At 62.0% G+C, this 11,283-nt stretch carries 10 protein-coding genes; 2 read left to right on the top strand and 8 right to left on the bottom strand.

Features of this window, described 5'->3' with window-relative positions; genetic code table 11:
• Window positions 1–14: 14 nt before the first annotated feature.
• From JFN93_RS06240 to JFN93_RS06225, 4 genes are all read right to left on the bottom strand, one after another.
• Window positions 15–257 carry a hypothetical protein gene (locus JFN93_RS06240; protein ID WP_199383134.1) on the bottom strand — a complete coding sequence of 81 codons (243 nt, stop codon included), beginning with the start codon at window positions 255–257 and terminating at the stop codon, window positions 15–17.
• Between the two features lie 16 nt (window positions 258–273).
• Window positions 274–2,934, bottom strand: a complete 2,661-nt coding sequence (locus tag JFN93_RS06235; RefSeq protein WP_199383133.1) for a protease pro-enzyme activation domain-containing protein — start codon at window positions 2,932–2,934, stop codon at window positions 274–276.
• Window positions 2,935–3,090: 156 nt separating this feature from the next.
• Window positions 3,091–3,525 carry an arsenate reductase ArsC gene (locus tag JFN93_RS06230; RefSeq protein ID WP_199383132.1) on the bottom strand — a complete coding sequence of 145 codons (435 nt, stop codon included), beginning with the start codon at window positions 3,523–3,525 and terminating at the stop codon, window positions 3,091–3,093.
• 181 nt (window positions 3,526–3,706) lie between these two features.
• Window positions 3,707–4,132: a hypothetical protein gene (locus JFN93_RS06225; protein ID WP_199383131.1), complete on the bottom strand. Its 426-nt coding sequence runs from the start codon at window positions 4,130–4,132 to the stop codon at window positions 3,707–3,709.
• Window positions 4,133–4,325: 193 nt separating this feature from the next.
• Here JFN93_RS06225 and xrtH point away from each other — a divergent pair, with 193 nt between their 5' ends.
• Together xrtH and JFN93_RS06215 are read left to right on the top strand one after the other, a co-directional pair.
• Entirely contained in the window at window positions 4,326–5,327 is a 1,002-nt protein-coding gene (xrtH, locus tag JFN93_RS06220; protein WP_199383130.1) for an exosortase H, read from the top strand.
• The gene (locus JFN93_RS06215; protein ID WP_199383129.1) at window positions 5,320–6,504 is read left to right on the top strand and encodes a hypothetical protein; all 1,185 of its coding nucleotides are present in this window, start codon (window positions 5,320–5,322) and stop codon (window positions 6,502–6,504) included. The genes xrtH and JFN93_RS06215 overlap by 8 nt, the downstream gene beginning before the upstream one ends.
• Before the next feature lie 314 nt (window positions 6,505–6,818).
• Here the strand turns inward: JFN93_RS06215 and JFN93_RS06210 are convergent, their stop codons facing one another.
• The 4 genes from JFN93_RS06210 to JFN93_RS06195 form a co-directional block, all read right to left on the bottom strand.
• A complete protein-coding gene (locus tag JFN93_RS06210) occupies window positions 6,819–7,574 on the bottom strand; it encodes a PEP-CTERM sorting domain-containing protein (RefSeq protein WP_199383128.1) in 756 nt (251 codons plus the stop codon).
• Between the two features lie 241 nt (window positions 7,575–7,815).
• Window positions 7,816–9,162, bottom strand: coding sequence for a substrate-binding domain-containing protein (locus JFN93_RS06205; RefSeq protein WP_199383127.1), 1,347 nt, complete (start codon window positions 9,160–9,162; stop codon window positions 7,816–7,818).
• A 64-nt stretch (window positions 9,163–9,226) separates the two neighbouring features.
• Entirely contained in the window at window positions 9,227–9,964 is a 738-nt protein-coding gene (locus JFN93_RS06200; RefSeq protein WP_199383126.1) for a hypothetical protein, read from the bottom strand.
• 460 nt (window positions 9,965–10,424) lie between these two features.
• Window positions 10,425–10,592: a hypothetical protein gene (locus JFN93_RS06195; RefSeq protein WP_199383125.1), complete on the bottom strand. Its 168-nt coding sequence runs from the start codon at window positions 10,590–10,592 to the stop codon at window positions 10,425–10,427.
• Window positions 10,593–11,283 lie beyond the last annotated feature (691 nt).

Below are 11,283 nucleotides of genomic sequence, written 5' to 3'. Positions count from 1 at the left end.
TTGGAAACATATTGTTATAGTTCCATCATGCTGCCTTTTAATAAGCAATATTGCTGCCAATGAAAAAGCAATGGTAAGATCTCGAAACCTGTAATGGCCGTCAGGTTCGACGTTGCTTCCCCTCTGTTCAACCGCTGGCCGTTGTGCAGCCGTTGCACATGGGAACGGCCGGGGAATTGTAGCGCGAATGAAATATAGGGTTTCGCTTCAGCAGAGAAAGCCGTTACCGCGGGGAGGCTGCTTTTTTCCACACCCATCGGGCACCCGGGGCGGTCACGGTTTCGTCTTGCGGCGCAGGGAGCACGCGCCCAAAACGGCGGCGACCAGAAGGAGCGAAACGGCGTGCGGGGGGAGGGCCGGCACCGCCGGGATGGCCTGGAAAGTCACGGCTACGTCGTGGGGGGCGGTAACGTTGTCGATCCGGTAGCTGAAGGCGCCGGGAGGGCTCTCGGTCCAGTTGACCGCGACTCCGTTGTCGGTCACCCCGGCAATCCGGAATCCCTCGGCGGGGGTGAGGGTGAAGGTGATGCTGCCGCCGTAGCTGACCGTGGCCGCGGTGGGGGTCACCGAACCGCCCCCGGTGACCGAGACCTGCACCGGAAAGACGATCGGGGTGAAACCGGCGACGATGCTGTGCGGTCCCGCCACGCCGGAAACGGTATAGACTCCGCCGCTCACCGCACCGGTGACGTCGGTCCCGTTGTCGGTGAGCGTGGCCAGGGCGTATCCGGCGGCGGGGGTGACGGTGAAGGAAGCACTGCCGCCGGCGGCCACCGCTACGCTTGCCGGGGCGATGGTCCCCCCGGTATTACCCGCCACCGAGGCGGTGAGGTCGTACACCGGCACCACGGTGATGCTGACCGGGATCGTGTGCGTGTTGGCGCCGCCGGAGCCGGTCAGCAGTACCTGGTAGCTGCCCGGCACGGTGGTGGCGGCGACCGAAAGGGTGAGGAGCGAGCTCCCGGCACCGGGGGCGGTGATGGAGGAGGGGGCAAAACCCGCGGTAACGCCGGCGGGGAGGGAGGTGGCGGAGAGGGCGACGGCGCTGTTGAAATTGCCGTAGACGGTGCTGGTAACGGTCGTGGTGGCCGACGAGCGTTGCGGTATGGTGAGGGTGACCGGGGCCGCCGCGAGGGCGAAGTCGGGGATCCAGTTGGTGACCAGTTGCGCCGCATCGACCGATCCGAGCCCGGTGGCGAGGTCGTACCCGGCGGCGCTGGCATAGCCGGGAACCCCCGGGACCGAGTTGTTGCCCGAGGTGGTGTCGTGGAAGATGCCTACTCCGGTCCCGCTGAACTGCGCCGCCGCCAGTTGGTAGAGCCGCTGGTTGGGGTTTCCCTGGCGCTGTCCGGTACCCTGAACCACGAGCGCCATCAGCCCGGCAAACGCCGGGGATGAGGCCGAGGTCCCGCCGATGACGTAGAGGGCATTCTGGGTCTGGACCAGGTAGCCGTCGTGCCCGGCCGCCGAGAGGGAGACGTCCGGGACGTCCCTTTTGCCGTCGGCCGGGACCCCGGGGGCGCTCTGCCAGGAGGGCTTCGCGAAGTAAGCCGAGACCCCGCCGCCGGTCGACCAGAGCCCGGTCCCTCCCGACACGCTCCCGCTCTCGTTCCAGGCGACTTCGGGGATGTACCCGAGCGCGGAGCCGTAACCGGTCCCGTTATTGGCGCTCCAGTAGCTGCCCACCCCCTCGCTGAACTGGGTCCCCCCGACCGCCACGTTGTACGGGGTTGAGGCAAGCCCGTTCACCGCGGACCCCGATCCGGTGCTGTCGCTGCCGGCGTTGCACCCGGCGGCGCCGGCGTCACCCGAGGAGACGAACGAGGTGATGCCCTGGGCCGCCGCCTGCTGCCACAGGTTGTTGTAGAAGGTCCGTTCCGTGCGCCCGAGCTGCGCCTCGCACTGTCCGAAGCTGGTGCTCATGACCGGGGCGAGGTTGTTGTTGACGATGTACTGGGCGGAGAGGTCGACCCCATCGGTGGTCGTGGTGGACTTCGAGGTGACGAAGAGGATGGTGGCGTCCCGGGCCACCGCGCCGGACCATTCGACGTCGAGGTCGGCTTCGTTGTCCTCTCCGCCCCCCAAATCCCCCGGATCGGCCCCGTTGACCACGACGACCGGAGGGTTGGCGGGAAGGCCCATCGTGGCGCGGAAGGTGCTCCAGTTGCTGGCGGGGGGATGGGTGCGGCCGACGATGGCGATGCTTTGCCCGGTGCCGCTGAGCCCCTTGGCGTAAAGCGGGTTGACGTTGTAGATGGTGGCGAAGTCGGCGGGGGCGAGGTAGTGGGTGGAGCCGCTGGTGAAGGCGGGGAGGGGACTTCCTTGCGGGGCGGTGCGGAGATTGGTATGCATCGGCCGGCGCGGGAAATTGTGCAGCGAGACGATTCCCGCGACGAGATCGGCGAGTCCCGCCGGAATGGACGGCTCGTCGGCGTTGCCCTGCCGAATCCCGGCACCGTCACGGTAGCGGCGGATCCGGGTGTGGAAGGCACGTTCGACGGCGGCCACCGGGCCGGAGAAGTTGATCCAGGTCCCCCCCTTGCCGATCTCGTCGATGACGAAGCCTTGCCCGGCGAGCCACCTTTCCGCCGACGCTACGTCGGCCGGGTCCGGCGCGAACCGGGCGCGGAACTCCTCGGGGGCGAGCCAGCGGTGGAAATCGGGGGATGCGGGATCCTGCTGCCGGGCGAGGAACTTATCCAGCTCGCTTTGCCGGTCGGGGGGGAGGCGCAGGGTGAGGATCATCCGCTCCATCGGGAGAGCAGGGTCGGCGGGGCCGGCATCGTTTTCCGGGCGGGCCTGCGGATGGACGTTGCCGTGCAGGATGACGGTGTCGCGGTCGTTGATGATCCGGTCACCGCCGGCAAAGGCAGGGGCGACGACCAGACCCAGGCAGATCAAGGCCGCTACGGCGAGTTGAGAGGTCTTAAACATGGCAGCGTTTTCCCTTCGGGGTGACACGTAAGGGGGCCGGGTGAGAATTGACGCCTGCCACGTTAGCAGCCTGATGTAACAATGCGACTGCAGGGTCGTGAAATGTGTAAAACGAGATGGGAATGGACGCGGACGAGGTCGGAACAAGTCAACCGATCACGGAAGAGTACCGATCCACTCCTCCATTTTTGCCTTGATCTCGTCCCTGATCGCTCTGGTTCCGGCGAGTTTTTCCTCCTCGGAACCCACAAGTGCGGAGGGATCGGGTATCCCCCAATGTATCCTGATATTTCGGCCGGGATAGACCGGGCACCGGGCCGAAAAACTGGCATGGTCGCACACGGTGATGCAGTAGTCGAAGGACTTCTTTTCCGTGTTCAGGTAATGCTGGACATCCTTTGATTTGTGATGGGAGATATCAATTCCGACCTCGGCCATCACCCGCACCGCAAACGGGTTGAGCTCCCCGGCAAGCAGCCCTGCGCTGTGCGACTCGAACCTGTCTCCGGCAATGGCGTTTAGAAATGCTTCAGCCATCTGGCTGCGGGCACTGTTGTGCATACAAATGAAAAGAACCTTGGTCTTCTGCATGCGCGCTCCTGAGTATCAGTTGGTGACGAAGTTACGGTTCGGCCGTCGTCTGGCCTTGCCCCCGTGGGGATCTGTGGTTTTGACGACGGAGTCGCTTTTTTAATTTAGGCGCCCTCGCCTGCCTCCGCACCGCACCCATGAAGGGGAAGGGCCTGCTTGCCCGTCGCGGGCGCTTCGGCCCTTAGTTTTTGATCCAGTTTTCGGTGAGCGCCGCCCCGGTTGAGTCGGCGTCGTACTGCAGGGTCAGGGCGGAAGAGGCGCCGATCGTGTACCCTCCGTTAACGAATTTTCCGGACATGGTGGAGGAGTACATCCGGAAGGTCCCGATGGTGGGGTTGAGGGACTGGTAGGTAAAGGTTCCCCCGGTGGTTGTGCTGAATCCCCGATAGATGATCCTCTTGTTCCAGTTCCCCCCCGACAGCGACAGCCGCCCGGTCATCCCGGTGTAATCGGCGAAGACGACCGCCCCGCTAGAGGAGGTGCTTCGGGCGCTCCCCAGGAGGTAGTTCCCGGAGTCGGAGAGACCCTGCGGCGCGGGGCCGTGGTTGCTTCTGCCGCAGGCCGCGAGGCAGAGGCAGATGGCAAGGATGACGAGACGTTTGTTCATGGTATTCCCCCGGGATCGTGCCGCCGGGTCTTTTTGACGCCGGCCTACAAAGGACGCCACCCTAGCAGGATTGTGTGACAGCCAGATGACGCGCCGGTGAACAGAAGGTGAAGACATGGGACCGCCGATGGCGTTGCGGCCGGCGTAGCGCTCTCTTGGCTTCCGCGTCACCTGCATGTCACCTCGGGGTGGTATGGAAAGAGAGGCCGTTGCCAACGGAGAGCCGGACCCGACCATGACCCTGCCTGTACCAGAGCCTTCAGCCGGCCCGACCCGGCACTGTCTCACCTTTCTGCTGCTCGCCACCTTCGGGCTTTTGATCGGCAGCATCGGACCCGAAGCGCTTTGGGAACCGGTCGATCGTTGGACCGCCGCGGCGGTCGGTGCGGTCCTGTCCCCCTGGGAACCGACCCGGGTTGCGGGGACCGTGATCACGGTAGGGGGCTTTCCGGTGCAGGTAATTCGGGAATGCACCTCGGTATACGGTCTCATCCTTTTCGGGGCCTATGTCCTCTCGGTCCCCGCCTCGTGGCGGCATCGGCTGGCCGGCCTGCTGGGCGGGGCCGGCTTTCTCACCATCGCGAACCTCCTGCGCATCGCGGCCGTCGCCCTGGTCGGCGCTTACCGGCCGTCCCTGTTCACGTTCCTGCACGTTTTTTTGGGACAGGTGGTGATGATCCTCCTGGTGGTCGCGGCGGCCCTGGCCTGGCGACGCTGGGCGCTCGATGCGGCCGGGGGTGATCTTTCCTTTCCCTTCCGGGCACTGGTCTCGGGGAGTTACCTTTTTGCCGGCTGGTATCTGTTGAACACGGAGTATGTCCGCCTGCTCGATCGGCTGGTTGCCGGACTCTTTTCCCTGGCCGGGTACCGGATCGCCTTCTCTTACCAGCACCCGGCCTATTACCAGACCTTCAACCTGGTGCTCCTTTACTCCCTGATCCTGGCGGACCGGTGCATCACGGGGCTTCGCAAGGCTGGGTGGCTCGTCGTCGGGACCTGTTTCCTTTGCGCCGGGCATCTGTTGTTCCGGGTCGGCAACGTATTGCTGAGCGGCTTCGATTGGGCTCCGGCCTTCCAGTTCACCCAACCGCTTTCCATCGTGGGAGAGTACCTGCTGCCGGTGCTGGTGTGGCTGGCCGCGACCGTAAAGCGGCCTGAGACTCAGCCGGATGAAGGAGTTACGGATCATGAGTAAGGTTGGACCGCACCGCAGTGACTGCCCTTATCGCGCCGGGCATCGGGCCTTGAGGCAGACCCTCCTCGGCTCGTTGCTGATACTCCTTGCCGCAACCACCGCCCATGCCGGCGGCGGCTCGGCCATCGGCACCTTCATCGGGCCCAACGTTTTTTCCGTTACCGCCATTGCGGTGAACGACGTCAGGGCCTGGAACATCTCGGTGAGCTACGAATCCGACAAGCTTGCCAACCCTCGGGTCTCCGCCACTCCGGTCCTGCGCAAGGGGCCGCTCAACGTGGATACGTCCAACCCCGGATCGATCACCGTCACCGAATCGTCGGTCCGGGCGCAAAATTTCCAGGGGAATCTGCTCCAGATCACCTTCGACCAGACCGGGGACGACCTGGGAAAGGTGCTTGCGGTGAGCCTCAACGTGACCCGGGGCGACGGCAAGTACGAACCGCTCAAGGTGACCCTGTACGACCGCAGGACCCAGCCGGAAAAGGACCCCAACCAGGATGCGGCGAAAAACGATACGGCTCCCTCGGGGCAGGGAAGCGGCGGTAGCGGCGGCGGTGGAGGCGGTGGAGGCGGTGGAGGCGGTTCGGGAGGAGGAAGCGGGCGCGATGCCGAAGTGATTGTACCTTCCGGCGCTAAGCCAGGTAACGGAGGGGGGGGCGCTGCGACCTCCATCGAGACCGGCAACCGGCTTCCCCCCAAGGATGCACCGCTGCAGCGGCTGCCCGGGGTCCTGGACGCCTTTCGCCAACTCACCTCGTTCGACGACGCTGCGGCCCTGGCGACTCTCTTCCGGGTGGATTCCGGCGGGATGTTCCGGCAGGAGCCCGCAGTAGCACTATCGGATGGGACCAGCGTCACGGTGACGGTGCGGATCGAGGAGAACGTGGTGCCTTTGTTCCTCCTGCGCGGGGCCCATTTTCTCCGCTTCACGCCGAGTGAGCCCAAGATGTGGGCCCTGGAGCTGGTGCCGGAGCGCGACACGGCCGAGGCAAGCCTCGCCGTCTTCGACGGGAAGAGGATCCAAGAGTACCCCTTGACGGTGGTACCGCCGCTGGACCGTTACCTTGCCGCCCGTGAAAGCAAGGTAGCCTGGGGATATCTCGATTACTACGTCCTGACCGGCAACGCCCTGGTCGGCGAAAAAGAGAAAGCCGATTCGCCAAACATTCAGTAGCGCGCCTGCCTTCAACGGGGACCAACCCGATCCATACCGACCTTCGCCAGCGTCGTCCTTGTGCGCGAGCTCTGAAGCCGATGGGATCTTTTCGCTCGCTGAAGCACAGCGGCAGGTTACCCCCCTTTGCGAAGGGGGGCAGGGGGGATTTGCCTTTCTTCCCGCGGACGACGAAGCCCATCCTCACCCTGTCCATCGCAAGCGCAGCTCTATAAGGAGACATGACGTTTGTATAATGCAAAAAAAGGGCCCTGAGAAGGGCCCTTTTTCGTCTTCAAGTTTCACCGGCCACAAGCTGGCCCATTGCACTGAACTTAGACGGACTTCTTTCTCTTGCCCAGGCCGGCCATGCCCAGAAGGCCGGTGGCCATCAGGGGGAGGGCTGCCGGGACCGGGACGGTCGGCGGTGCGGTCGGGACGGCGGTGTTGATTTCGATGTTGCCATTGGCAAAGAAGGTTGCCTTGCCGACCTCGACGAAAGTGGTGCTGCCGCCAATGTTGTCCAGATAGTAAATTCCTTTTACCACGTCGCCGGCAAGAGAGGTTTTGAAATCACCCTGACCTGCCATGGAACTGGGGAGGATGGAGCCGTAGGTGCCCGCCCCAGGAGAGGATTTATCCATCAACCCATAGTAGGTACCACTCCCCTTTACCGGAAAGGTTTCGGTAGCGGTTGCCGGGGAGCCGTATTTGGTGTTCAGATTGTTATTTGCCGCATAGAAGGATTGGAGATTGGCGGTGTTGGCGGAAAAGGAGCCTAATCCTGAGTTGGCCAGGGCGTAGACGTTGCCGACATTGACGTTCCAGTTGGCCATGCCGAGGATACCGGCATACACATAGCTGGCGCCTGTTTTCAACCCGGTGAGGCTGGTTCCCGTGTTGATGACCGTGTCAGTTCCGGGGGCGAGCAGTGTCGAAATCGATCCGAGATCGATCCCGACCTCGGGGCTGCTGCTGGTGTTATTGTAAGCGTAAAGGACGAGCTCGCCGTTTCCAAAGTAGGCAAGAGCGTTGCCGGCGCTGAGGGACAGCAGGGCACCGGCCAGTAAGGCGACCATTTTCTTTTTCATTCCCTATTCTCCTTTTTTGCCGCAGTGCGGCGATTCCAGGTTCGGGTCCCGTCTGGCAGCGAGGCGGGTTTCCCTGGGGCTGCACGCCGTTTAATCAGAGCGGACATAGTACCCAACTTTCATTTCTGCTGTGCTACAACCGACTGAATCCCGTGTGAAAAAGCGACGGAGAAGGCTACGCCGGATTCCAAAAAAGGGAGCCTCCTAAGAGGCTCCCTAACCTGCATGGAACTATTTCCGCTTACTTATGCGGGTAGACGGACTCGGCTTCCTTGGAGACCGTCATGTTGTTGGAAGCAGCCCAGAACTGGGCGTAACCGGCGTTGGTCAGACCAGTAGTGCTGTTGAGGTAGCTGAACATGTTGTTCCAGGCAGTCTGCTGATCGGCGGTGATGGTGTCCGGGAAGTAGACGGTCTGGTCAACCCAGAAGTCGTACGCGCCGTTCTGGATGGCATAAGCGCTCGGGTAGAGACCGTTATACTTGAGCGGGCCCGCGCCGTTGGTCGGAACGGAGCTGTCGGCATCGAGGTAGCCGACCGCGCCGTTGAAGGCGTTGATGCAGTTACGCTCATCGCCGGAGCCGTCGTTGAAGTAGATGAAGTTGGCAACTTCGTTCTGGACCAGCTGCCCGCCCCACGCGCCGTCAGCCATAACCGCGTGGTCAAGGGCCGCATGGGTGCCGGAACCGGCGTGACGGAGGCAGACGACCAGCGGCTGCGCGGTGAAGGCCGGACCGAAGGCGCTCCAGTTGGTAGCCTGGCCGGAGAAGATGATGTCGGCCATCTCGCGGGTCATGGTGTTGATGGTGCTGGCGGTGGAACCACAGGTGCCGGCAACGGCGCTGCCGTTGACCTTGGTGGAGCAGTCGATGTCGGCGTTGCAGTAGTCGCCCACGCGGCCGGCGGTGCAGGTCTTGGCGGTGACGTTCTTGTTCACGAAGAAGCCGAACGGAACCTTGACCGGCTGGGCGGGGGAGTTGGCCAGGGCGCTGGTGTCGATGCCCGGCAGGTCGGGGGTGCCGAAGCTGCGGGAAATGTACCCGCCGCCGAGGTGGCCTTTGAGCTGACCGTTGGAGACTTCGGTGAAGGCCTCGCCCGGTACGTCGGAAGCGCCGGCGTTTACGTTGACGCAGGTGGTGGCAGAAACGGTATGGGACGCGTCGGTCGGGAGAACTGCCATCTTGCGCTGGTTGAGCTGGTTGGCGTTGGCGGTGCCGCAGGAGTTGTCGGCGTTCACGTCGGCCTGGGCCAGGGCGGCGAAAACGCCGTCGTAGGAAGCCTTGGAGGAGAAGCGGAGGGTGATGTTGCCACCCTTTACGGCAGCGGGGACGGCCGGACCGGTGCAGTTGACACCCTGGAGGATGCCGTGGGCAGCGCTGGAATCGACTGCCGGAACGCCGTCAGCCGGGATGGTGGATGCGCACTTGAAGCCGGTGGCGGAGGTCATGTAACCGTTGGCCGCGGTCTTCCAGAAGTTGAACTCGGCGGAAGCACCATAGACGTTGAGGTCGAGGTTGGAGGCGGCGAAGGCGCTGCCGGAAAGGGCGAGCAGGGCGCCGCCGGCAAGCAGAGCGGTGGTCTTTTTCATTTGTCTTTCTCCTTGGTTAATTGGTAATTGCACCGGGTAAAACCGGAATGAAAAATGAGCCGAATTAGGCCTTTTTGCGACGCAGGCCAACCATGCCGAGCAGCCCGGAGCCCATCAGCAGGAATGCCGGCGGGATCGGGGTGCTGGCGGCGTCAGCCTGAACTTCGATATTGCCGTTGGTGAAGAAGGTGGCGGTGCCGACTTCCTTGAAGGTGGTGCTGCCGTTGGCGACGTCGAGGAGGTAGATGCCTTTCTGGACATCAGCAGCCAAAGTGGTACGGAAGTCGCCCTGGTTGGCCATGCTGGTCGGCATAACCGAGGCATAGGTACCGGTGAAGTTGTTGCCCTTGTCCATCTTGCCGAAGTAGGTGTTGGAGGCGCCGGTTCCCTTGGACGCGATCGTTTTAATGTCGCTGGTCGCGCTGGTGTAACCGTTGTTGACGCCGGAGTTGGCATTGGTGAAGTTGATGTAGTTGGAGGTGTTCTCGGCGAAGCTCCCCAGCCCTTTGTTGGCGATGGCGTAGACGTTGCCGTTGGCCGCAACACCGTAGATGCCGGCGTAAACGTAGGTGGCGCCGGTCTTGAGGCCGGTCAGGTTGGAGGAGGCCTTGGTGATGAGGGTGTCCGCACCCGGGGTCATCAGGGAAGCGAGGGAGCCGAGGTCGACGCCAACTTCGGAGCTGGTGAGGGTGTTGTTGTAGGCGTAGAGGTTGAGCTCGCCGGCACCGAAGTACGCGAGAGCGTTGCCGGCGCTGAGAGCGAGCAGGGCGCCTGCCAGAAGTGCGATCATTTTCTTTTTCATTTCCCTTTTCTCCTTTTGAATCATTGTCTGAGCTTCATCACATGTCCTGCATGTAGGTTCTGCAGTGCTGCGGGTGTGTCCTAATCTCCTCCGATTGCCTTACCTGCGCGGTTCCCCGGGTTGATGAACCTGGTCATCCTTTGTCCGGGGGTGTGGCTTTGTTGATGAAGATGCGGTTTCGCGGCCGGGCATCTTCATGCGTTCTTCCTGGCTATTCAATTTTTGACTGCGCCTTCTATATTTCTGCGCTGGAGGAGGAGCGGTGGTAAGTTGCTGTTCTTTTTCTGCCGGTACCTCCTGTGCCGTGTAGTTGGACCGCAAAAACAAAAAGCCCGATTCGTTCCGTCAAAAAAGGCATTCCCGCAGCTTTGGGAATGGTGCCTTTTGATGGACTGAATCGGGCTTTCTGGTACCTGAGCCGGGCTCAGGTCAGCAAGGGACCCTCTGTTTATCCAATTTCCTAATTCGAGGAGAGCTTCAGGATCTCTTCGAACTTCTCGACCCTGCCGATCCCCCCCTGGCTGAAGTTGATCTTGAGGTGGCCGGTGAATTCCTGGCTGACCAGGGTGGACATCACCTCGACGAGCTTTTCCAGCTTCTCAATCTGTTTGTCTCGGTTCTTGGTCATCTTGGCCGGTCGCCCTCCTGAAAAACGAGGCAAGCTTAATCGGTCATTGTTACAAGCCATCCACGCGTTCCTTAAATCATGGTGAATTTTGCTCGCCCCTCGTTTTGAAGCACTTTTTCTCACGCTCCCGGTCTGTGTTGTGGACCTTTCGTCCCGGATGCGCTTTCCCGGCGGGCGAAAATCACCGAGCGTCGCAACCCTAACAGCGTCTTGTTTCAACGCGTCAACAGCTTGATTAATTCATGGTGAATATTTCCGGTGGTCCCCGAAGAAATGGTTCCATGCGTACCCCCCTCTGCGAAGGGGGGGATTCAAAGTGCATCTCGTTCCCAAGCTCCAGCTTGGGAACGTTCAGGTTTTGGAAGCTCCAGCTTCGCTAATCCTCTTTACAAAGCTGGAGCTTTGAATCTCATTACGTTCCCAAGGTGGACCTTGGGAGCGAGGTCTCGTGGTTTCATTACGTTCCCCCCTTTGAGAAGGGGGGCAGGGGGGATTTGATGGGGATTTTTACACGAGGCGTGGCCGAGCGGGCGGAAGGTAGCGGGCGGGGGAGCTGGTTAGCTTTGAGCCCTTCCTTATTAACTAAATAGGGGGAAATACTGCCCTGCTATTTGGCATCCACTTTTAATCGCCCTGTAGCTTGGCTGTTACACGTCGGGGTTATGGTGCCGTGCTTGTTGCGCACCGGCCC

This window comes from Geomesophilobacter sediminis (assembly GCF_016458275.1).
GTDB classification, from domain to species: Bacteria; Desulfobacterota; Desulfuromonadia; order Geobacterales; family Geobacteraceae; genus Geomesophilobacter; species Geomesophilobacter sediminis.
This window is presented reverse-complemented; position numbering and strand designations above follow the sequence as displayed.

Bases quoted from the DNA above. Each gene is read 5' to 3' on its own strand.
- JFN93_RS06195 (WP_199383125.1), bottom strand. From the start codon at position 10,592: ATGACCAAGAACCGAGACAAACAGATTGAGAAGCTGGAAAAGCTCGTC.
- JFN93_RS06205 (WP_199383127.1), bottom strand. From the start codon at position 9,162: ATGAAAAAGACCACCGCTCTGCTTGCCGGCGGCGCCCTGCTCGCCCTT.
- JFN93_RS06230 (WP_199383132.1), bottom strand. From the start codon at position 3,525: ATGCAGAAGACCAAGGTTCTTTTCATTTGTATGCACAACAGTGCCCGC.
- JFN93_RS06210 (WP_199383128.1), bottom strand. From the start codon at position 7,574: ATGAAAAAGAAAATGGTCGCCTTACTGGCCGGTGCCCTGCTGTCCCTC.
- JFN93_RS06225 (WP_199383131.1), bottom strand. From the start codon at position 4,132: ATGAACAAACGTCTCGTCATCCTTGCCATCTGCCTCTGCCTCGCGGCC.
- xrtH (WP_199383130.1), top strand. From the start codon at position 4,326: ATGGAAAGAGAGGCCGTTGCCAACGGAGAGCCGGACCCGACCATGACC.
- JFN93_RS06200 (WP_199383126.1), bottom strand. From the start codon at position 9,964: ATGAAAAAGAAAATGATCGCACTTCTGGCAGGCGCCCTGCTCGCTCTC.
- JFN93_RS06235 (WP_199383133.1), bottom strand. From the start codon at position 2,934: ATGTTTAAGACCTCTCAACTCGCCGTAGCGGCCTTGATCTGCCTGGGT.
- JFN93_RS06215 (WP_199383129.1), top strand. From the start codon at position 5,320: ATGAGTAAGGTTGGACCGCACCGCAGTGACTGCCCTTATCGCGCCGGG.
- JFN93_RS06240 (WP_199383134.1), bottom strand. From the start codon at position 257: ATGGGTGTGGAAAAAAGCAGCCTCCCCGCGGTAACGGCTTTCTCTGCT.